This window comes from Natrialba sp. PRR66, from assembly GCF_034808065.1.
GTDB lineage: Archaea > Halobacteriota > Halobacteria > Halobacteriales > Natrialbaceae > Natrialba > Natrialba aegyptia.
The window spans coordinates 162,102-183,393 of record NZ_JAXHGN010000006.1; the positions used below are offsets into that span (position 1 = coordinate 162,102).

Annotated in this window: 19 protein-coding genes; all 19 read right to left on the reverse strand. The window is 60.3% G+C overall.

The window, feature by feature from the left end; genetic code table 11:
- Positions 1–36 precede the first annotated feature (36 nt).
- Entirely contained in the window at positions 37–417 is a 381-nt protein-coding gene (locus SM755_RS19925; protein ID WP_323174192.1) for a hypothetical protein, read from the reverse strand.
- Between the two features lie 925 nt (positions 418–1,342).
- On the reverse strand, positions 1,343–2,269 hold the full coding sequence (locus SM755_RS19930) for an FAD-dependent oxidoreductase (protein WP_323174193.1): 927 nt from the start codon (positions 2,267–2,269) through the stop codon (positions 1,343–1,345).
- A complete protein-coding gene (locus SM755_RS19935) occupies positions 2,266–3,456 on the reverse strand; it encodes an ABC transporter substrate-binding protein (RefSeq protein ID WP_323174194.1) in 1,191 nt (396 codons plus the stop codon). Before SM755_RS19935 ends, SM755_RS19930 begins: the two co-directional genes overlap by 4 nt.
- 195 nt (positions 3,457–3,651) lie before the next feature.
- Positions 3,652–3,825, reverse strand: coding sequence for a hypothetical protein (locus SM755_RS19940; RefSeq protein ID WP_006667552.1), 174 nt, complete (start codon positions 3,823–3,825; stop codon positions 3,652–3,654).
- Positions 3,826–5,019: an ABC transporter substrate-binding protein gene (locus tag SM755_RS19945; protein WP_323174195.1), complete on the reverse strand. Its 1,194-nt coding sequence runs from the start codon at positions 5,017–5,019 to the stop codon at positions 3,826–3,828.
- Positions 5,016–6,203 (reverse strand): ABC transporter substrate-binding protein, encoded by a 1,188-nt coding sequence (locus SM755_RS19950; protein WP_323174196.1) that lies wholly within the window; start codon positions 6,201–6,203, stop codon positions 5,016–5,018. Before SM755_RS19950 ends, SM755_RS19945 begins: the two co-directional genes overlap by 4 nt.
- On the reverse strand, positions 6,204–7,379 hold the full coding sequence (locus SM755_RS19955) for an ABC transporter substrate-binding protein (RefSeq protein WP_323174197.1): 1,176 nt from the start codon (positions 7,377–7,379) through the stop codon (positions 6,204–6,206). It lies immediately after the preceding gene.
- Positions 7,376–8,569, reverse strand: coding sequence for an ABC transporter substrate-binding protein (locus SM755_RS19960; RefSeq protein ID WP_323174198.1), 1,194 nt, complete (start codon positions 8,567–8,569; stop codon positions 7,376–7,378). The genes SM755_RS19955 and SM755_RS19960 overlap by 4 nt, the downstream gene beginning before the upstream one ends.
- Complete coding sequence (locus SM755_RS19965) at positions 8,566–9,744, reverse strand: ABC transporter substrate-binding protein (RefSeq protein ID WP_323174199.1); 1,179 nt, start codon at positions 9,742–9,744, stop codon at positions 8,566–8,568. Before SM755_RS19965 ends, SM755_RS19960 begins: the two co-directional genes overlap by 4 nt.
- On the reverse strand, positions 9,741–10,910 hold the full coding sequence (locus SM755_RS19970; RefSeq protein WP_323174200.1) for an ABC transporter substrate-binding protein: 1,170 nt from the start codon (positions 10,908–10,910) through the stop codon (positions 9,741–9,743). Before SM755_RS19970 ends, SM755_RS19965 begins: the two co-directional genes overlap by 4 nt.
- Positions 10,911–12,098, reverse strand: coding sequence for an ABC transporter substrate-binding protein (locus tag SM755_RS19975; RefSeq protein ID WP_323174201.1), 1,188 nt, complete (start codon positions 12,096–12,098; stop codon positions 10,911–10,913).
- 2 nt (positions 12,099–12,100) lie between these two features.
- Complete coding sequence (locus tag SM755_RS19980) at positions 12,101–13,351, reverse strand: ABC transporter substrate-binding protein (protein WP_323174202.1); 1,251 nt, start codon at positions 13,349–13,351, stop codon at positions 12,101–12,103.
- Between the two features lie 2 nt (positions 13,352–13,353).
- Positions 13,354–14,520, reverse strand: coding sequence for an ABC transporter substrate-binding protein (locus SM755_RS19985; RefSeq protein WP_323174203.1), 1,167 nt, complete (start codon positions 14,518–14,520; stop codon positions 13,354–13,356).
- A 53-nt stretch (positions 14,521–14,573) separates the two neighbouring features.
- Positions 14,574–14,711 carry a hypothetical protein gene (locus SM755_RS19990; protein ID WP_323174204.1) on the reverse strand — a complete coding sequence of 46 codons (138 nt, stop codon included), beginning with the start codon at positions 14,709–14,711 and terminating at the stop codon, positions 14,574–14,576.
- Between the two features lie 2 nt (positions 14,712–14,713).
- A complete protein-coding gene (locus tag SM755_RS19995; RefSeq protein ID WP_323174205.1) occupies positions 14,714–15,763 on the reverse strand; it encodes an ABC transporter substrate-binding protein in 1,050 nt (349 codons plus the stop codon).
- 164 nt (positions 15,764–15,927) lie between these two features.
- Positions 15,928–17,811, reverse strand: a complete 1,884-nt coding sequence (locus SM755_RS20000; protein WP_323174206.1) for an ABC transporter ATP-binding protein — start codon at positions 17,809–17,811, stop codon at positions 15,928–15,930.
- Positions 17,811–18,725 carry an ABC transporter ATP-binding protein gene (locus SM755_RS20005; RefSeq protein ID WP_323174207.1) on the reverse strand — a complete coding sequence of 305 codons (915 nt, stop codon included), beginning with the start codon at positions 18,723–18,725 and terminating at the stop codon, positions 17,811–17,813. Before SM755_RS20005 ends, SM755_RS20000 begins: the two co-directional genes overlap by 1 nt.
- Positions 18,726–19,856: an iron ABC transporter permease gene (locus SM755_RS20010; protein WP_323174208.1), complete on the reverse strand. Its 1,131-nt coding sequence runs from the start codon at positions 19,854–19,856 to the stop codon at positions 18,726–18,728.
- Between the two features lie 221 nt (positions 19,857–20,077).
- Positions 20,078–21,079, reverse strand: coding sequence for a hypothetical protein (locus tag SM755_RS20015; protein WP_323174209.1), 1,002 nt, complete (start codon positions 21,077–21,079; stop codon positions 20,078–20,080).
- Positions 21,080–21,292: the final 213 nt, after the last annotated feature.

The window sequence follows — 21,292 nt, forward strand, 5'->3', positions numbered from 1 at the left end:
CAGTGTATGGACGATCGTTCGGAGATCGGAGAGATCCTAGCAGCAATCGGAAATGAACACCGGATCGCAATTCTCTATGAACTCCAGCAAGCGTATCGCCATGATCGATCCAGCCTTCCGTACGCAACCCTCAAGCGACGGATTGGCGTCCGAGACAGTGGGAATTTTAACTATCACCTCCAGCAGCTCGTTGGACGGTTCGTATTCCAGGCAGACAATGGTGGATATGCACTTACGTATGCCGGTCGCAAGATCGTTAGTGCTCTCTCTGCGGGTATTTTCACTGAACAAGCTGGCGAGCGGCGCTTCGATGCTCCGGGAACCTGTTACGCCTGTGATAAGGCTTCCCTCATCGCACGGTATGAACAGGAACGTTTGTACATCACCTGCCAGTCGTGTGGTGAAGAAGTGTTTCATGGGCCGTTCCCACCGGCCCCGGTTGCGCACCGTGATGATCGACTCCGCGCGTTCGAGAGATGGTCACGGCGATGGAACGCCCTTGCGACTACAGGTACGTGCCCGGAATGTGGCTCAGAAATGAACACGACGTTGACCACTCAGGAACCAACGACGAGTATCGGGAATGTGAGCCATCGATTCTTGTATACTTGTACGAATTGCTGGGCACGTGTGTATCTCCCGATCGGTTGTGCAGTTCGCGATCATCCGTCCGTTATCGGGTTCCATACCACTCATGATGTCGAACTCGATACCCAACCGCTGTGGGATCTCCCTTGGGCGCTGAGTTGTGAATATACCACCTTCGATAGCGATCAGTCCTGTGTTCATCTCCGGATACCAATCGAAACCGATGAACTTCACCTCTCCGTCAACGATAGCGGAACTATCGTCTCAATAGCTGAGACCGGGTAGGTTGCTTCGTCACCATATAAACCTATATTCACCTATCCACCTCACACGGGTAAGTCTAATTAAGGTATTTTGATTTATCTCCAGTACAATATTTTAAGCGATACTATCCACCAGAAATAGATCGAAATGACCCATGTAGGACAAATCCTAAACTACCACCGAAAGCGGTTTCCAAGCGGTTAATCCAACCATGACGGCCACAACGATACTCGACTTTAATCCCAGATGGTTCGCGGCGTTGGAACAGCTGCGATGCTCGTAATCGTACTGATATACCTCTTCAAGTCGAGTATCGAACTGATCCTTGGTGGTGGCTCGTCGTCGTGAACTCGTTTGTCGTCTCTTAGTGGTCCGCTACGGTGGGCCATTTCGAGGCCGACAGTAGCACTCACAAGCCGTTCGTAACCGGGTCTCGTTCGCCGACACTCGGCGCGGAGATACGGTTCACCGACATGATTATCGCTCTGAATTACGTTCCGTTGGATCGTTGCTCGGCGTCGATTTCACGGGCCGCAGCGAGGATTAGCTCATCGTCGATGTGCTCGAGTAGTTGCTGCTGCCCGCGCTCGCTCCGACGGTCGATTTCGTCGTCGGAGAGATACATTGCGAATCGGCGGTCGATCTCTTGCTCGCGAATCGTCGCGAGTCGTTCCGCCCCGAGGTCGTGATCAGCAGGTAACCGGTCATCGAAATATTCGCGCCATCGATCCCGGTCGCTCCACTCGTCGTCGAGTTCAGTGTCCATGCGCATCCAGTCGTAGTAGTTTGCCACGGGCTCTGGATACCCTTCCGCCCGTCGAACGGCCTCGATGACGGAGATACCGACTTGTGCGCCGCGGCCGGCGGCCATGAGTGCCTGATAGCCCGTCTTGCCGTACGGCGATGCGATGAAGAGTCCGTCGACCGGTGTCGATCCGTCGCTCTCGGCGTACTGTTTATCGAAGTGTTCGTGTTCCTCGCCATCGTGTTCGTGCGTCTCGAACATCGCCGTGTCATCGTCGAGGCCGCGCATGTACTCGCCGTCGTAGCGTGTGGCCGCGACCACGCAGCGAGCGGTGACCGGGTCGCCATCTTGCGTGTGAACGAGGAACCCATCGGCGTCGTCACGGCGCTCGATCGACTCCACGAGATCGGGAACGATCTCACAGCCCGCCTCCTGGGCGTGATCGTGCATTAGCTCGTACAGCGTCTCGATGTCGATCCCCGCGGGGAAGCCGAGGTAGTTCTCGAGGTACGCACATCGCTGAATCGAGGAGCGTCCGCGATCGAAGATGACCGTGTCCAGGTCGGCCCTGGCGGTGAAAATGCCCGCCGCACAGCCCGCGGGACCGCCGCCGACCACGACGATGTCGTAATCGAACGCCGTCTCCCCTCGAGCGGTCTCGATTGAACTCACTGCTCGAACACCCCATTGATGATGTCCGCGACCTCCTGGCGGTCGAACAGTTGTTCGTCTTCGGGGACGTCCGGAAACTGCTCCGGATCGAATTCGCCGAACTCCGTCGGAACGAGCTGGCGAGCAGCTAATTCCGTTTGGAACAGATTCGTTATCGGTCCCTGCTGGAACGACCCGCCGGGATAGATATTCCGCTCTCGTGCTGCCGTTAGTTGACTGCCGACCGGATGCTCGAGTATCGGCGTGACGAACTGATCGACGAACGCCTCTCCGTCGAACTCGCCGTCTTCGGTCGTCAGCCGAACGCCGCTGTGGACGACGAGTAATTCGGGGTCGATCTCCAACAGCCGCTCGTAATCTATTTCGCCACCATCGGCACTCTCGTCGGAAAACGCGCTCGTAATGCCGAGATCGCGATACTGCTTCATTTCGACGCCTTCGCTGCTGATCGTCATGGGAGAGAACCTCCCCTCGCTCGGGGACGATCCGAAGTTGACGAGTCCGATCTCGGGTCGCTCACTCGCGGCTTCCAGCCGAGCGCGAATGTCGGCTTGCATCTCCTCGTTGACCCTGGCAAACGCCTCGTAGCGCTCGCGTTCCTGAAAGAGGTCCGCGAGTCGGTCGAACGCCTCATACAGCGAGGGGAGTTCGTAGTCGTGGAATTCTCGCCGCCGGACGATGTTGTTCCCAAAGAAGGGCGCAACGGTGTCGACGAGTTCCTGCGTATCGGATTCGTCCCACGAGCTGTCGTTGCCGGGCAAATAGTTCGGATCGGTGAGAAACACGTCCGGGTTGCGCTCGTAGAAGAACTCTTTATCCCATTTCCCGTCCGAATAGGGTGCCACAACGTCCGTCGGCCAGTCGACACCCACGCGATCGAAGACGTAGGCCGGCGGGTACCACCCCGCCGGCTGAAAGCCGTCTCGCTGTCCCAGCGCGATCGCCATATCGGCCCAGGGTCCGGTGATCGCCATCCACGTCTCGGGGACCTCCTCGAGGGAGAGACAACCGACGGGCTCGATACAGGCCTCGTACGATCCCCGGTCGTCGTTCCGTTGTGTCGGGTCGTCCTGTCCGACCAGGTCCGAACAGCCGGCCAGTACGCTTCCCGCGGCCAGCGTGGTGCCGTATTTCAGCGTGTCTCTGCGTGTCGGTGTCTCGGTCGTGCTATCGGTATTGTCACTCATGTGTGGATGTCTCGTTACTGGTGTCTGTGATCTGTCGGCGGCCGAATCGCTGTTCAGCTTCGCGGAAGTCGGGAACGTCGTCGCCGTCTCCAGCGCGGTCTGTGGGGCGCACGTGCGCGGACTGATTCGAGCCGGAGTGGAGTCAACGTGTCTTCCGCCTATCGTATCGGTAGTAGTGTGGATCATCGATTGTCGTTATCGTCTGACCGCAACTGGCTGATCGGCGGCGATAAACGGCTCACCGTCCCCGTCGGCGAACGCGAGGCCGCCACACTCGCTGCGACTGACTCGCCACGACGGCAGGTCGGGGATGTCGTAGTCAGACGGTTCGCGGAACGCTCCCGCGATCGCCCACTCTCGAGCGCGCATTCACCGATCACCCGCGATGATCTCCGCAACCGCCTGTCGGTCGAATAACTGGTTAGTTTCAGGCACTTCCGGGAACGACTCGGGATCGAATGCGCCGAACGCTTCGGGATAGAGCTGCTGGGCCGTCATCTCCGTCTGGAGGAGATTCACGATTGGACCCTGTTCGCCGTACTGGCCGGGATAGACGGCCCCTTCTTGGACGGCGGTCAGCTGGCTGCCGATCGCGTCTTCTTCCATCGGCGCGACGTACTGTTCGCGAAAGGCCGACGCGGAGAACCGATTCGTCTCACCCGTGGTCCCGATTCCCCAGTGGACGAGAATGATATCGGGGTCGATCTCTATGAGTCGTTCGTAACCGATCTGACCGCCGTCCTCGTTGTCCCTCGAGAACGCGCTCCGTACGTCGAGATCACGGTACGGCTTCATTTCGTACCCTTCACTTCGCGCGTACAGCGGGTAGAACTGCCCCGCGGTCGGATCCGATCCACCGTTGATGAGGCCGATCCGCGGGCGCTCCGATTCGGGCGGCAGCCGGGACTGGATCTCCGACCGGAGTTCGTCGTGGATCTCGGCGAACGCCTCGTATCGCTCTCGCTCCTGAAACAGGTCTGCCAGACGTTCGAACCCCTCGTAGAGTGAGTAGAGCTCGTAATCGTGGAACTCGCGTCGACGGCGCATGTTGTTCCCGAAAAAGGGCGCGACGTTCTCGATGATCTCGGCCGTGTCTTCTTCGTCCCAGTTGGCGTCCCAGCCGACGCCGTGGAGGTACTCGGGGTCGATTAGGAACACGTCCGGATCGATCTCGTAGAAGCTCTCTTTGTCCCAACTGTCCTCCGCCCACATCGCCGGCAGGCCCTCCTGCGTAGGAACGTCGAGGCCGAACGGTTCGAATAAAAACTCCGGGATCATGTTGCCGGCGGTGAGGAACCCCTCACGTTGACCGAGCGCGAACGCCATGTCCGCCCAGCCTCCGTTGTAGACGGCGTACCGCTCCGGGACCTCCTCGAAGGAGAGACAGCCAGTGGGTTCGATGCACGCCTCGTACGATCTTCCACTCTCGGACTGTTGGGGATCGTCGTCCCGTCCGATCAGATCCGAACAGCCGGCCAGGACACTCCCCGTAACGAGTGTTCCGCCGTATTTCAGCGCGTCTCTTCGGGTCGGCCCCTCGAGCGTGCTGTCGTTGCCACTCATGCGAAGTCACCGTTGATAATATCCGCGACCGCCTGCCGGTCGAATAGTTGCTCGTCGTCGGGAATCTCCGGGTACGGCCCGTCGGCGTATGTCGGCCACTCCCCGAACACGTCGGGATAGAGTTGCTTTGCGCTCATCTCGAGTTGGAATAGGTTTAGGATCGGGCCCTGGTAGCGCGCCCCCTGCGCGTAAACCCGATCGGTTTGGACCGCGGAGAGTTCTCGTCCGACGGCGTGGTTCTCCAGATCATCCCGTATATTGGACATATCTGTTCCCGGACTCATACCGCCCAGCGAGAAGAGAACGTCGGGATCCGCCTCGAGTAGCCCTTCCAGGTCGATCGTATCGCCGGAGGAGATATCGTCGTCCAGGGTACCGATCGGACCGAGCGGGCGCACGTGTGCCAACAGAAATCCGGGCGTGTCCAGCGTGTAGACGTACATGCTTTCAATGTCGCTCATCCCCGCCATGACCACGGTCGGACGGTTCTCTTCTGGGGGGAGATCCGCCTCGATCGTTTCCAGCAGGTTCGTGTGTACCTCCGCAAGCGCTTCGTACCGCGCCTCCTCGCGGAACACCGCTGCGACCTTCTCGAACATCTCCCAGAGCGTGTAATACTCGTAGCGGTCGGCCCACTCGGCGGGCGGCTCGTCGTGTCTGTCGCTGAATTTGTTCCCGAACCACGGGCCGACGGTCCCGCCGATTTCGTCGATATCTGACGTGCTCCAGCTATCGAGAGCGTTCACGCTCGCCGGGTCGGCGAGGTGGACGTCGCTGTCGAGGTCGTAGAGTTCCTCCTTATCCGGATCCCACGAAGAGTACAATCCCGACCAGTCCAGCGTGATTCCGGGGAGTCGCTCGGTAAACTGGTTCCAGAGCTGGTCGTAGTAGTCGGGTGCGTGCATCGCGTTGACGTCGTTTCCGCGTCCGAGAGCGAACGCCATGCCTGCGTGGTGAGTGAGCCGCGTGAAGATGCTCTCCGGCGGTGAGTCGAACTCGACTTCTCCCATGGGGGCCATCGTCACCGAATAGGAGCCATCGCCGGACGGGTCGTCCGTCCCCTCGTTTTGTCCGGCCAGATCGGAACAACCTGCAAAGGCGACACCAGTTGCGAGCGTCCCCCCGTATTTCAGCGCGTCTCTGCGCGTCGGCGTGTCGGTCGTGCTGTCGTTATTGTCACTCATTTAGAGGTCACCGTTGATGATGTCCGCAACACGCTGGCGGTCGAACAGCTGTTCGTCCTTGGGAATCTCCGGGTACGGCCCGTCGGTGTAGGTCGGCCACTCCCCGAAGGCGTCGGGGTAGAGCTGTTTGGCGGTCATCTCGAGTTGGAACAGGTTCAGGATCGGTCCCTGGTTTCGAACCCCGCCAGCGTACACGCGGTCGTTCGCAACTGCAGTGAGCTGCTGGGCGACTGGGTCCTCTTCGAATGTGCTCCGGACGTCCTCGATACCGGAGTGGCCCATCATCTCGGCGACGAGGAGAACGTCAGGGTCGTGCTCTGCTAGCGTCTCGTAACCGATCTGCCGGCTGCTCGATAAGTCCGGGAACACATCCGTTGCTCCGAGCGGACGTGTGTGTGCGTAGGTAAAGCCCGGCGCGTTGAGAGGGTACACCCACAGTGACTCGTCGACCACTTTGAGAGTCACCGCCGTCGGCCGATTGTTTGGGGACGAACGGTTCTGCTCAATCGACGTGAGCACGGAGGCATGAATATCAGCAAGCGCTCTATACCGCTCCTCGGATCCGAAGAGGTTGGCGACTTGCTCGAAGATCTCCCACAGCGTATAATACTCGTATACGTCAGCCCATTCTTCGGGCGGAGAACCGTGTGTGTTGCTGAAGGTATTGCCGAACCACGGCGCGACGTTCTCTTCGATATCAGTGATGTCGGAACGAGTCAGTGAATCCATCCACGTCATGTATGCGGGATCCGCAAGATGGAGATCGCTCTCGAGTTCGTAGAAGAGTTCTTTGTCGAGATTGAACGAGTTCGGGAGGCCGCTCCACTCGACCGAGACACCCTCGAGGCGCTCGAGGTAGTTGTTCCAGATCGGTCCGAAGCGGTCCCCGCCCCAGGTTGCGTTGACGGCGTCGCCTCGGCCGACCGCGAGGGCCATCCCGGCGTGATGGGTCAAGTCAGTGTACACGGACTCCGGGGGCGACTCGAGTTCGATAGTACCTGCCGGTGCCATCGTCACGGAGTACGTCCCGTCGTCGGAACTCGACCCTGCTGGCGTCTCCTGTCCGACTAACTCCGAACAGCCCGCGAGGGCAGTGCCGGCAGCGAGTGCGCCGCCGTATTTCAGCGTGTCTCTACGCGTCGGTCCATCAGTCGTGCCGTCGTTGGTATCGTTCATGCGTCGAAGTCACCGTTGATGATATTTGCAACCCGGTCGCGGTCGAATAACTGCTCGTCAGGCGGAATTTCGGGGTACGGCCCCTCGGTGTAGGTCGGCCACTCCCCGAAGGCATCGGGATAGAGTTGCTTCGCCGCCATTTCGATCTGGAAGAGGTTCATGACTGGCCCCTGATTCCGCCCGCCCTGCGTGTAGATGCGATCGTTTTCCACGGCCGACACCGACGCCGTCGTCGGATCGTCCGCGAGTCGCTCTCGCGTCTTCGATACGTGCCTGAATTCGGACATCCCCGCGAGACAGAGGATAACATCGGGGTCGGCCTCGATGAGTGCCTCGAAGTCGACCGTCGACTCGGTCGCTACGTCGGCGAAGACGTCCGTCGCGCCGAGAGGGCGGGTATGGGCCGTCAGGAAACCGGGGCCGTTCAGCGCATAAACATACAGGCTGTCCTCGGACTGGTTGAGGATGATCATCGCCACGCTCGGTCGCTCGTCTTCGGGCGGGAGACCCGCTTCGATGGTCGCGAGCATCTCGGCGTGAACGTCGGCGAGCGCCTCGTACCGTGCCTCCGCTTGGAAGACCCGTGCGACCTTCTCGAAGAGTTCCCAGAGCGTGTAGTACTCATAGCCGTCAGCCCATTCGGCCGGCGGCTCCTTGTTCGCGTTACTGAACGTGTTCCCGAACCACGGGGCGACGGTCTCCCCGATTTCCTCGATATCGTCGGTACTCCAGCCACCCATCGTCGTCATATAGGCTGGATCGGCCAGATGGAGGTCGCTCTCGAGTTCGTAGAGTAGCTCCTTGTCCGGGTCCCACGTCCCGGGGAGGTCGGCCCACTCCGCGGAGACACCGTCGAGGCGCTCGAGGAATTTGTTCCAGATCGTATCGTTGTACTCGGGGTTGTACAGCATCGACGAGACGGCGTCGCCGTGGCCGGCTGCAAGCGCCATATCCGCGTGATGCGGGAGGATCGTGAGGACGTTCTCCGGTGGCTGCTCGAGCGTGATCTCGCCGGCGGGCGACATCGTCACAGAGTACGACCCGTCCGACTCGTCGGACGAACCCGGTTCGCTCTGGCCGGCCAGGTCCGAACAGCCCGCCAGCAGCCCGCCGCCGACGACCGTGCCGCCGTACTTCAGGGTATCTCGTCGCGTCACTGCCTCGCGTCGAACGATATCGTCGTCCGTCATCGTTCGAATTCCCCGTTGATGATGTCCGCAACGCGATCGTAGTCGAAGAGGCGCTCATCGCCGTTCGACAGCGTTTCGAGACCGTTCCACTCTCCGAACGTCTCGGGGTAGAACTGCTTTGCGGCAGCTTCGGTCTGGAACAGATTGATGATCGGTCCCTGATAGGAGGTTCCACCGCGGTAGAGCCGATCGTTCTGGACGGCGGTGAGCCGTTTGCCAACCGGGTCTTCGCGCATGGCATCCATTCGCTGCTCGAACTGTTCGGTCGAAACGTGAGAAAACCCGTACTGGAACAGCAGCGCGTCCGGATCGATCTCGAGGAGCCGTTCGTAGTCCCACTCCGCGTAGCCCCCGTCGATCTCGTCGTCGAACGCACCTCGCATCTCGAGGTCCCGGTACTGCTTGTGTCCGTTCCCGTCGTGAACCGGATAGGCATAGAACGCACCCTTCTCGAAGTTCGAGTTGATCGATAGCAGTCCGACGGTCGGTCGTTCCTCGTTCGGCGGTAGTTCTGACCGAATTTCCGAGAGGAGGCTTTCGTGAATCTCGTTGAGTGCTTCGTATCGCTCTCGCTGTTGGAAGACATCGGCGATTACGTCGAAGGCCTCGTATAGCGAGTAGTACGGGTAGTCGTGCCAGTCGTCGCCGCGACGACGAATCGAGTTGCCGACGATGGGGCCGATACCGGTCGAGACTTCATCGAAATCCGCCGATTCCCAGCTGTCATCAAGGACGCTGATGAAGTTCGGATCGAACAGGTGGACGTCGCTCTGGAGGTCGTAGAACGTCTCCTTATCGATTCCGCCCTCACTCATGAGCTGCGGAACGTCGTCGAACGAGACATCGACACCCGGAAGCGCGTCGTAGAACGCGCTCGGCCAGTTCTCCGTGTAAATGAGTCCCTGCAGACCGTCGAGTTGGCCGAGCGCGATAGCCATGTCAGCATAGGTGCTGAAGTACGCCATCCACGTCTCGGGTACGGCGTCGAAGGTGACCTCGCCCATCGGTGGCATCGTCACCGTGTACGACTCGCTTCCGTCCGTCTCGACTCCGTCGCTCTGCCCGGCCAACTCCGAACAGCCCGCGAGGGCAACGCCGGCCGCGAGTGAGCTGCCGTATTTCAATGCGTCTCTGCGCGTCGGGTCTCCGGTCGTGTTGTCGGTATTGTCACTCATCGTTCGAACTCTCCAGTGATGATGTCTGCGACCGCCTGTCGGTCGAAGAGCTGGTCGTCGCCGGTCACCTCCCCGAACTCGTCGGGGAACAGTTGCTTCGCCGCTCGCTCGGTCAGGAAGAGGTTGTGAATCGGCCCCTGATTGAGATAGCCGCCGCGATACACCCGTCCGTTCTGGACGGCGGAAAGCTCGCTCCCGACGGGATGGTTCTGCATGTAGTCGAGAACCACATCCCGAAACTCCGCGGCGGACTTTCGCTCGTGACCACGGACGAGAATCACATCTGGATCGACCTCGAGTAAGTTCTCGTAGTCGAGTTCACCGCGGTTCGCCGTGCTGAGGTTATCGATGTCCGTCCCCGCCAGTGCGTCGTGGACGCCGAGATCGCGCCACTGTTTCTTGCTCGTCCCCGCGTCGTCGAGTCGGTACGGCGAGAACGTCTTCGGCTCGTCGGTTCCCTCGAACGTGAGGAAGACCTCCGGTCGGTCCCCGTTCGGTGGAAGCCGCTCCTGTATCGACGCGATGAACTCGTCGTGAAGGTCACTGAAGGCCTCGTAGCGCGCTTGCTGTTGGAATACGTCGGCAACCTTCTCGAACGCTTCGTACAGCGTGTAGTAGCGGTAGTCGTGCCAGTCGTCGGAGCGCCGAAAGATCAGGTTCCCGACGAACGGCGCGACGTTCGTCGCGATCTCGTCGACGTCTCCCTCGCCCCAGTCTAACCAATTGATGAGCATCTGAGGGTCATACAGGTGGACGTCGCTCTCGAGTTCGTAGAACTCCTCTTTGGTTCTGACCTCCGGATACTGCTCGAGGACGTCTTCATCGACGGTCACGCCCGGCAGTTCGTCGTAGACGTACGTGTAGTAGCGGTCCGCGCCGCCGACGCCGGCCAATCCGTCGGCCTGCCCCAGCGCGACGGCCATGTCGGCGTAGCCGCCGTCGTACGCGGCCCATCGTTCGGGTACCTCGTCGAACGAAACCGTCCCCATCGGCTCCATTGACACCGAGTACGATCCCTGCTCGGTCGTCTGGGTCCCGTGGTCATCCTCCTGTCCGACCAGTTCCGAACAGCCCGCGAGGGCGGTCCCGGTCGCAAGCGCTGCGCCGTACTTGATCGTGTCTCTGCGTGTCGGTGCCGCTGTCGTATTCGTGTTCTTGGAATTCATTTAGATCTCACCGTTAACGATGTCTGTGACTCGTTGGCGATCGAACAGCTGCTCGTCTTCGGGGACATCCGGGAACTCCGCAGGATCGAACGTCCCGAACGTCTCGGGGTAGAGCAATCGGGCGACGAGTTCGGTCTGGAAGAGGCTCACGATCGGTCCCTGTTGGAAGTACGGACCCGGATAGACGGCGTCGTTCTGGACAGCAGTGAGTTGGCGGCCGACGGGATGGTCCGAAAGCGGCGCGACGAACTGGTCGTGAAACGCGCTCGCGGAGAACTCGCCGGTTTCGTCCGTGAGGCGAACGCCGCCGTGGACGACGATGATCTCGGGGTCGATATCGGCCATCGCCTCGTAGTCGAGCATTCCGTCCGTCTGCTCATCGCTGAACGCCGATTTGATACCGAGGTCGCGATACTGCTTCATCTCGAGGCCTTCGGAATCAGTTGTCATCGCCGCGAACTCGCCGCTTTCGAGGTCGGATCCGAAATTGATGAGTCCGATTTCGGGGCGGTCGTGGTCGGCCGATAATTCCGAGTCGATCTCGGCCCAGAGGTCGTCGTGAACGGCGACGAACGCCTCGTACCGCTCGCGCTCGTCGAAGACGTCGGCCAACCGATCGAACGCCTCGTACAGCGAGTACAGTTCGTAGTCGTGGAACTCGCGTCGGCGAACGATGTTGTTCCCGAAGAAGGGAGCGACGGTCTCTCCGATCTCTTCGGTATCGGACTCGTCCCACGAGTCGTCGAAGCCGGTTCCGTGGAGGTAGTTCGGGTCACAGAGGATGATATCCGGATCGAGTTCGTAGAACAACTCCTTGTCCCAGCCGCCCCCGGCCAGCGGGTTCGGAACGTCAGTCGGCATCGACACGCCGACGCGGTCGTAGAAGTACGGCTCTGGATACCAGCCGGCGGGCCGAAACCCATCGCGTTGGCCGAGTGCAACGGCCATATCCGCCCACGGACCCGTAAGCGCCATCCAGCTCTCCGGAACCTCCTCGAGGGAGAGACAGCCGACGGGTTCGATACAGGCTTCGTACGAACCCTGGCTGTCGGTCCCCTTTGCGCCGTCGTCCTGGCCGACCAGCTCCGAACAGCCGGCGAGCAGACTTCCCGCGGCGAGCGTCCCGCCGTACTTGAGGGTGTCTCTGCGCGTCGGTGCCTCGGTCGTATCGCTCGTCGTGTCTGGCATACTCAGAACTCACCGTTAATGATGGCTGCAATCCGCTGGCGGTCGAACAACTGTTCCGACTCGGAAAACTCCGGATACACGCCGCCGTCGTATCGCGGCCACTCGCCGAACTGCTCCGGATAGAGCTCCTTTGCGCCCATCTCGAGTTGGAAGAGGTGCGCGATCGGTCCGCCGTACCGAATCGCCATGGGGTAGATGCGACCGTTTTCGACCGCGGGAATCTCTCGAGCCACGGGATCAGTTTCGAGGAAGTCTTTCGTCTCGACGAAGTTTCTCGTCGGCCCCATCGCGTGGGTGTTGAGTATCACGTCGGGATCGGCTTCGACGAGCGCCTCGAGGCCGATCTCGCTGTACGCTTCGGTGTCGGTGAACGCGTCTGCCGCACCGAGCGGGCGGAGATGTGCCTGCTCGAAGCCGGGGTCGTTGAGTGCAAACGGCGAGATGCTCAGGTCTCCATCCGAGAGTCCCGTCTGTATGCGGGCGACCCGCGGCCGGTCGGTCTCCGGCGGGAGGTTGGCCTCGATCTCGGCGAGGAGATCCGTGCGGATCGCCGTGAGTTCCTGATACCGCTGTTCTTCCCGAAAGACCGCCGCGACCTTCTCGAAGATCTCCCACAGCGTGTAGTACTCGTAGTCGTCGGCCCACGCTGCTGGCGGCTCTCTCTGGGAATCGCTGTAGGTGTTTCCGAACCACGGGGCGACGGTCTCGCCGGTCTCTTCGATGTCGTCGCGGTCCAAACTGTCCATTATCGTCATGTACGCCGGGTCGGCCAGGTGAAGATCACTCTCGAGTTCATAGAGTTGCTCCTTGTCGATGTTCCAGGAGCTAGGCAGGTCGGCCCACTCGGTGGATACCCCCTCGAGGCGCTCGAGGAAGAGTTCGTAGAGCGTCCCGAAGTTCTCCGGGCTGTACAAGGCGTTGATCGAGTCACCGTGCCCGAGTGTGAGCGCCATATCGGCGTGGTGGACGATATTGGTGAAGACGTTCTCCGGCGGTCGCTCGAGTGTGATCTCGCCGGCGGGAGCCATCGTCACTGAGTATGACTCGCCATCGCCCTCTCTCTCGCCCTCGTCACCGGTCCTGGTACAGCCGGCGAATAGCCCGACGCTGACCACTGCCCCGCCGTATTTCACGTATTCCCGTCGAGTCCGTTCGCTTCGCTCACTCCCCCGACGACTTCCCGCTCGCTGGCGCTTGCGGGAATCCCGTCGCGTCGGTGCTCCGGTCGTTTTCGCGTCGTTGGTGTCAGTCATGGCTAGATCTCCCCGTTAACGATGTCGGCAACCTCCCCGCGGTCGAACAGCTGTTCGTCGGCTGGAATTTCGGGATACGGTCCCTCGGTGTAGGTCGGCCACTCGCCGAACGCGTCGGGATACAGTTGCTTCGCCGTCATCTCCGTCTGGAAGAGATTGAGAAGCGGACCCTGACGCCGTGATCCCTGGACGTGTATCCGGTCGTTCTGGACAGCGGTCAGTTCGCTCGCAACGTCGTGGTTCGCGAGGGTCGTCCGGATCTCCTCAATGTCGTGAGACTCCGTCATCGGTCCGAAGACCAGGAGTACATCAGGATCTGCCTCGAGTAGGAGTTCGTAGTCCAGCACGATGTTCCGACCGTCGTCTCCGTACGACGGGCCGACGGCGTCCGCGAGGGCGTCAGTCGCCCCAAGCGGTCGCGAGTGGGCGGCGTAGTAGCCGGGGTGGTTCATCTTGTATCCCCAGATCTTGCCGTCATCCGCGGTCGAGAACAGGACCATCGCCGCTGTCGGCCGGTCGCCTTCCGAGGGCAGTCTGCGTTCGATTTCGTTTAGCATCGACTCCCGAACGGCCGCGAGTTCCTGATAACGCGTCTCCGCCTGGAACACCTGTGCGATCTTCCGAAAGATCTCCCAGAGGGGGTAGTACTCGTAGCTGTCGGCATAGGCCTCGGGCGGTGCCTTTTGCGTGCCACTGAGGGTGTTCCCGAACCACGGTGCGACGATCTCCGCGATCTCTTCGACGTCGTTGGCGTCCAAGCCTTCGGCCGTCGCAACCTTCGCCGGGTCGGCCAGGTGGACGTCGCTATCCAGTTCGATGAGTTTCTCCTTCGTCGGCGGCCACGAGGAGTAGAGGCCGGACCAATCGACTGAGACGCCCTCAAGGCGGTGGAGGAACTTGCTCCAGAGCGACTCGTAATAGTCGGGCCCGTGCATGGCGTTGAGCGAGTCGCTGCGACCGACCGCCACCGCCATGTCGACGTGGTGGGGCAGAATACTGAACACGTTCTCCGGTACGGAATCGAACGTGATCTCGCCCATGGGAGCCATCTCGACCGAGTAGGACCCGTCTCCTGGCGTTCCGTTCTGACTCTGGTTCTCGTCTTGCCCCGCTAGTTCCGAACAGCCGGCGATTGCCCCACCCCCAGCCAACGCCCCGCCGTACTTCACAAGGTCTCTACGCGTCGGTGCTCCACTCGTAGTAGTGTCATGATTTGGCATTTTCAGACGTCTCCGTTGATGATATCCGCGACGCGCTTTCGCGAGAACAACTGCTCCGATTCCGGGATGTCGTACGTCCCATCGTCGTTGTAGGTCGGGAACTCGCCAAACTGCTCGGGGTAGATTTGCTTCGCAGCCATCTCTATCTGGAACAGGTTATAAATCGGCCCTGCATCGAATCGCCGCCACCGTACAGCCGATCGTTCTGTACCGCGCTCAACTTCGAGCCAACCGGATCGTCTTTGAGGTCAAGCATCGACTGATACCGTTCGTCAAAGCCGCCCGTACCGAAGTTGTGAATGAGAACGTCCGGATCGATTTCGAGCATCAATTCGAGGTCGTAGGTTCCTGCGTCCGATTCGTACGTGCGGTCGCTGTCGGCGAATACGTCCCGCACGCCGAGCGGCCGGTAGTGTGAGACGCCGTATCCCTCGTTATCTATTTTGTACGGCGAGAACACACCCCAGTCGTTCATCGCGACCAGTGCCACCGTCGGGCGTTCGTCCGCAGGCGGGAGATTGGATTCGACGAGTGAGACGAGATCGTCACGGACGCGTTTTAACGCCTGATACCGCTCCGTCTCGCGGAATACCTGTGCCACCTTGTTGTATAACTCCCAGGCGGTGTAGAAGTCGTAATTCTCGACGCTTTGATCGACTCGCTCGTTGTGCGACCGCGAGAAACGATTTCCGAAATAAGAAGCCACGTTCCGTTCGATCTCATCGATATCGTTCTCATCGAAGTCGTAGTACTCGCCATAAATGGTGTACCACGTCGGATCAAGCAAGATGAGGTCGGGATCGACATCGTAGATAAGCTCCTTGTTGTCGTAACTGCTCGTCATCCGCGTAGAGGGATCAAACTCGACATCGGGTAACTGGTCGTAATAGCCAGTATAAAAGCGCTCCGTCGGCATCGCCGTGATCGCTTCACCGTGGCCGAAAGCCACCGCCATGTCGACGTAATTTATACTATAGGTTAGCACCCGATCGGGGACTTCCCCGAATTCGATGGTTCCGACCGGTGATATCGTCACCGAGTAGGCGTCCCCGCCTGCTTCAGCCGTCGATCCCGAGTCGTTCTGTCCTACTAAGTCAGAACACCCCGCCAGCAGTCCGCTTCCGACGGCCGTGCCGCCGTATGTCACGAAATTCCGACGTGTCGGGCCGTTGCCTCTCATTTTGTCTCCCATCGTATTTTTAGGATCGCCTAAAACATAATAAACGCTCCGATTATTAGGTCGGCCTAAATAAGGGGCTGTCCCCGACTATAGTAACAACTGAAACGGTTTACACACTGATCGTACAGCTGTCGCACGATCAGGTGTGCACTGACTTTCAGTGGCTACTATACCTCTCAAGCGGTGGTCTCGAGAAACGATTCGGGGACGGCATCGATTTCACCGGCTTGGACGCCCCACAGCGTCGCGTACAGCCCGTCCGCTGCGAGCAAGTCGTCGTGAGTGCCGCGCTCGACGATCCGCCCATCCTCGAGGACAAGGATCGTGTCCGCGTCCTTGATCGTCGACAGCCTGTGGGCGATGGCTACCGTCGTCCGCTCGGTGGTCAGTTCCTCGAGCGAGCGTTGGATGAGGTACTCCGTCTCCGTGTCAACGCTGGCGGTCGCCTCGTCCAGCAGGATGATCGCCGGATCCTGCAGGATCGCCCGGGCCAGTGCGATCCGCTGGCGCTGGCCGCCGGAGAGTTTGACGCCCCGCTCGCCGACCCGCGTCTGATAGCCGTCCGAAAGCGCTCGGATGAACTCGTGGGCTTCCGCCGCGTCGGCGGCCTCCCGTACCTCGTCGTCGCTCGCATCGAAGCGGCCATAGCGGATGTTCTCGGCGACGGTACCGTCGAATAGGAACGTGTCTTGGCTCACATAGCCGATCGCGTCCCGCAGGTCCGAAACCCGGACGTTCCGCACGTTGTGGTCGTCGACGCGGATCGCACCGTCGTCGACATCGTACAACCGCAAGAGGAGTTTCGCGACCGTCGATTTGCCTGCGCCGGTCGACCCGACGAGAGCGATCGTCTCGCCCGGTTCGACGGCGAAGTCGATCCCGTCGAGGATCGGTTCCCCGTCCTCGTAGCCGAACCGAACGTCGTCGTACTCGAGTCGCCCGTCGACCGCCTCGAGGGCGGCCGCGTTCGGTGAGTCCCGAATCCGGACTGGCACGTCCAACAACCCGCAGATGCGCTTGCCCGACGCCTTCGCGTTCTCGTACCAGTCGACGATACTCGAGAGTTGGGCCATCGGCCCCGTCAGGCGTTGGGTCAACAGCATGAAGACGACGAAATCGCCCGTGGTGAGTTCGCCGGAGAAGAACAGCAGCGGTCCGGAGAACACCCACAGTCCGCCGACGACGAACGTCGCGAGCAGCGCCACGCCGGTGATCAACTCCATGCCGGGCCGGTAAAAGTAACTCAGCTTCAACACGTCCATCTGTGCATCGAGCACCTCCCGTGAGACGTCGCGAACGCGGCCGTTCTCGTACTCCTCGGTGCTGGCGGTCTTGACGAGTTCGATCCCGCTGAGACCGTTCTCGATGCGCGTGTTCAGATCGCCGATCGTCGAGCGGACGGCGGTGTACCGCGGTTCGATCAGCCTGACGAACCACCAGGTAAACGCGACCAGCAACGGCACGACCCCCAGCGTGACAAGTGCGAGTTGCCAGTTCGTGTACAGCAACGCGGCGGTGATTCCGACGACGATCACACCGATCCGAACGCTGTCTCCCAGCGCGTTATCGAAGAACACCTCGAGATTTGAGGTGTCGTTGTTCAGAATCGACATGACCTCGCCGGTCTCCTTGTTGTCGAAAAAGGTCATATCGAGGCGTTGCATCTTCTCGTAGGTCTCCGTTCGAATCGTGTACATCACTCCGTGGGCGAAGAAGTTCATCGCCACGCCCCGGACCCATTGGAGCAGTGCACCGCCCGCCAGCGCGACCCCGATAACGGTCGCGGACAGCCAGAACTGCGCGGTCGGGTCAGTCGGCAGCCACGCGGCGGGCACGAGCGGAAGCGCGTACGTTTCCTCCCCGAACACCGCATCGATAGTCGTTCCGAGCACGAGCGGCGTCACGAGGACCGTTCCGTAGGCGATCACGCTGGAGACCAATCCAAGTGCGAGCCAGCGTCCCTCACCGAGGCCGTAGGTACGGAACAGTCGAAACAACGGCTGCGAGACTCGCTCGCGGTAGGCATCGAGTTCCGTCTCGAATTCCTCGTTCTCGGTCACTATTCAGCCTCCATGCCGTCGTTTCGTCGGCTGGTTTCGTCGTCGTGATCCGAGTCAGCGTCGTCGTTACGGGCGCAGAGTGGATCGATCCGCGGTCCGCGCTCGGTCAGTCCGACATCGGCATCGATCCGGAACACCTCCTCGAGCAATGACTCGGTAACGACATCCGCAGGGTCCCCTCGATCCCGTATCTCGCCGTCCCCGAGGACAATCATGTGGTCGGCGAGCCGCGCCGCCTGTTCGATGTCGTGGAGCACGACGACCGTAATATCGCTTTCCTCGCGCAGGCGTTCGACGATCTCGAGGACTGTGAGCTGATGGTGAAGATCGAGGAACGTCGTCGGTTCGTCGAGCAAGAGCACGTCAGTCTCCTGGGCCAGCACCATCGCGATCCACGCGAGTTGTTTCTGGCCGCCGCTGAGACTGCCGACCTCGCGCTCGCGGAGGTGACCACAGTCCGCGAGTTCGATCGCGCGCTCGACCGCCTCGTGATCCGCGTCGGAGATCGACTCGAAAAAGCCCCGGTGGGGATAGCGGCCGTGATAGACGAGATCCTCAACGGTGATACTGCTCGGCGACGTACTCTCTTGGGAGAGCAAGCCGAGCTTCCGGGCGAGGGCCTTCGTCTCCATCGACTGTACCTCGTCGTCACCGAGCAGTACCGACCCGTCCTCGGGCACGAGACGGTTGGCAAGTTCCTTCAATAACGTACTCTTCCCCGATCCGTTCGGGCCGACGAGTGCGGTGACCGCTCCCGGTTCGGCCGCGACGGATTCGCCGCCGATGATCGGATCGCCCGAACTCGAGTACTGCAACACGAGGTCCGAACCGGAGAGCGTACTCGCCGCCGAGTCGCCAGCGACTGGCTCTCCCTGTTCGGTCGGTCGACCCGAGTCCGTGATGAGGCCATCCATTCAGATCTCACCCATGCTCTCTTGTTTTCGCATCAGATAGAGGAAGTATGGGCCACCGAGGAGTCCAGTGACGATGCCGACGGGGATCTGCGTGGGACTTAACGCGAGTCGCGCACCGACATCAGCAGCGACCATCAACGCTGGGCCGACGAATAAACAGCCGATGATCAGTTTCTTCGAGTCACTCCCAACGAGATTTCGAACCATGTGTGGGACGATGAGTCCGACGAAACCGACGATTCCGGCGACGGCGATACTCGCTGCTGCCGCGAGGACTGCAACGCCAGACAACGCGAATCGGACTTTCTCGATGGACATGCCAAGTGACTTCGCCGTCTGTTCACCAAGCAAGAGGACGTTCATTTGACGCGAACCGGCGATGGATAGCAAGACCACGAGGAACGACCACGGGAGGATGAGCCGAACCTGTTCCCAATCAGTTCCGGTGAGCGAGCCGGTGGTCCATGCGATAGCTGACTGGACAACGCCGATATCGTCCGCGAAGAAAAACAACGCCGTCTGCAGCGAGCCAAAGACCGTGCCGACGATGACGCCCGCGAGCACCAGTCGAACGGGTGATGTGCCGTTTTTCCAGGCGATAACGTAGACGATGAGAAACGCGCCAGCCCCACCAAACGCAGCAATCAGCGGCAGAAATGCCGTTAAGCTGCCAAACACGACGAGTGTAAGTAGAATCAACAACCCAGAACCTGAGGAAACACCGAGAATGAAGGGGCTCGCAAGTTCGTTCCGCGTCACCGCCTGAAAAATCGCCCCGGAGACGCCGAGGTTCATCCCGACGAGAGCCGCGACGAACACCCGTGGCAGGCGGATGTTCCAGACGATGAGGCTATTAGTACTCATCTCGGGCATCGCTTCGCCGAGTATGAATGCATCCCATGCCTGCGGGTTGAACACCACGTTCGGGTTGAATATTGCGGCCCACGCCTCGGTGAACGTCATCGAATACGCCCCGAAGCTCACCTGAATTAGCCCGCCGGCGAACACGATAGTGAGGCTGCCGAAGACCACCGTCGCGAGCGTCGGATCGAAGAGCCACCCGAACCGCGTCTCGCTCACCAACGATGCCACCGTCCGTTTTGTGCCGACGCTCGATTCCTTCTTACTCATCGTCGAACCACGTACTCCGTTGGGACGGAACTGTGGCGCTCGTTTCTGTCGGGTGCGTTCTCACCGTGTCCGCTCGATTCCGAACATCGAGCAGGCACCACATCACCACTGTTGCCCGGTATGGACACTTGCCGAACTAAGACGAGACGTTCCTCGAGTTCATCAGCCATAGTGATTTAGGCCGGCCTAAACAATAAAACCGTTCCGGTTTTTAGGCCAGCCTAATGCGACGCGCCGTCAGCGGGGGCACCACACTGTGGACACAGCGGTGGTCCCGGTTCAGGGAGAGCAAGCCCACAATGGGAACATACACCGCCGTCAGGAGTGGTGATCTCGGTTGCGATTTCGTCAGTTCGTTCACGAATCGACTCGATGGTCCCCACATCTGCCGCCATGCTTTCCTCGTCACCATCGACTGCGAACTCGACTCGATCGACAAGGAACTGCAGAGCATCGCCGTCCGTCAGCGACTTCAGTTCCGGTATCGAGACGGCTGCCTCCGATCGAGCAAGTAAGCCGAACGCCTCAGCCACACGTCCCCGAACGTATGGACTCTCATCGTGTACCCGATCAGCCAAGGCGGTGGTACACTCGGCCAACGCAGTCGGATACTCACAGCCGACTGCAACAAGTGCCGTACAAAGGCGATACCGGACGAGTTCACGTCGATCGGAGAGGTGCCTGCTCAGATCCGCTGTGTGATGGCGGAGTCTATGTTGGTCGCCCAGCGCCACATATTCGAGCGCTTTCGCCAGTTTTTCTCTCACTTCGGGCTCATCGAACGACAGTCCAATTCGCAGGTCCGCCAGGACATCGGGAGAGGCGACTACCGCTGGCCGTTCCAGTGCAATGTAGCCAAGTGCCTCCGCCGATCGACCGCGCACATAGTAGAACTCGTCCTGGTCGGCCAACCGATCGGCAAGCGGTGAGACGACCGTCGCGGCTGCGTTCGGGTCTGTCTCGGCGACGGCGACGAACAGTTTTGCAGTCGTCAAACGGACTGACCGTTCGTCATCAGTAAGAAAGTGTGCAAGCGTCGGGAGTACCGGCTCGAGTGCGCTTGGCTGTTGAGTGGCGAACTGTCGGAGCGCCTGAAGCGTTGTTTTCCGTGTCTCAGCGTCGTCGTGTGCGAGCTGCTCGAGACAGGCAACAGCTCTCTCGCGTGGTCCGCACTCAAGGAAGGCTTCGAGCCGGTCGATCGGCGGCTGTGTCGAATCATCCATATGACTGTCAGCGCGTATTCGGAAGATCGATCGCATCGCACAATAAAATCTATCGTCTGAGGGCTGGAATGGGTGTCGCGACCTCCCGGCGAAAGCGGGACTGTGTAGGGTCGATAATCTGTACCGAGACCGATGAATGCGGCGGTCTTCGGTGTGTGACGGAATGTGCGATAGCTGCGATAGATGCCTCGGCGAAGTTACTAAAAATCGGAC

What these genes read in the sequence shown, in the direction of transcription:
- SM755_RS19925 (WP_323174192.1), bottom strand. Translation starts at nt 417, where the DNA reads ATGAAACACTTCTTCACCACACGACTGGCAGGTGATGTACAAACGTTC.
- SM755_RS19945 (WP_323174195.1), bottom strand. Translation starts at nt 5,019, where the DNA reads ATGAGTGGCAACGACAGCACGCTCGAGGGGCCGACCCGAAGAGACGCG.
- SM755_RS20010 (WP_323174208.1), bottom strand. Translation starts at nt 19,856, where the DNA reads ATGAGTAAGAAGGAATCGAGCGTCGGCACAAAACGGACGGTGGCATCG.
- SM755_RS19995 (WP_323174205.1), bottom strand. Translation starts at nt 15,763, where the DNA reads ATGGGAGACAAAATGAGAGGCAACGGCCCGACACGTCGGAATTTCGTG.
- SM755_RS19950 (WP_323174196.1), bottom strand. Translation starts at nt 6,203, where the DNA reads ATGAGTGACAATAACGACAGCACGACCGACACGCCGACGCGCAGAGAC.
- SM755_RS19975 (WP_323174201.1), bottom strand. Translation starts at nt 12,098, where the DNA reads ATGCCAGACACGACGAGCGATACGACCGAGGCACCGACGCGCAGAGAC.
- SM755_RS19990 (WP_323174204.1), bottom strand. Translation starts at nt 14,711, where the DNA reads ATGGCTGCGAAGCAAATCTACCCCGAGCAGTTTGGCGAGTTCCCGACC.
- SM755_RS19940 (WP_006667552.1), bottom strand. Translation starts at nt 3,825, where the DNA reads ATGCGCGCTCGAGAGTGGGCGATCGCGGGAGCGTTCCGCGAACCGTCT.
- SM755_RS19980 (WP_323174202.1), bottom strand. Translation starts at nt 13,351, where the DNA reads ATGACTGACACCAACGACGCGAAAACGACCGGAGCACCGACGCGACGG.
- SM755_RS19935 (WP_323174194.1), bottom strand. Translation starts at nt 3,456, where the DNA reads ATGAGTGACAATACCGATAGCACGACCGAGACACCGACACGCAGAGAC.
- SM755_RS19960 (WP_323174198.1), bottom strand. Translation starts at nt 8,569, where the DNA reads ATGACGGACGACGATATCGTTCGACGCGAGGCAGTGACGCGACGAGAT.
- SM755_RS19970 (WP_323174200.1), bottom strand. Translation starts at nt 10,910, where the DNA reads ATGAATTCCAAGAACACGAATACGACAGCGGCACCGACACGCAGAGAC.
- SM755_RS20015 (WP_323174209.1), bottom strand. Translation starts at nt 21,079, where the DNA reads ATGGATGATTCGACACAGCCGCCGATCGACCGGCTCGAAGCCTTCCTT.
- SM755_RS19955 (WP_323174197.1), bottom strand. Translation starts at nt 7,379, where the DNA reads ATGAACGATACCAACGACGGCACGACTGATGGACCGACGCGTAGAGAC.
- SM755_RS19965 (WP_323174199.1), bottom strand. Translation starts at nt 9,744, where the DNA reads ATGAGTGACAATACCGACAACACGACCGGAGACCCGACGCGCAGAGAC.
- SM755_RS20005 (WP_323174207.1), bottom strand. Translation starts at nt 18,725, where the DNA reads ATGGATGGCCTCATCACGGACTCGGGTCGACCGACCGAACAGGGAGAG.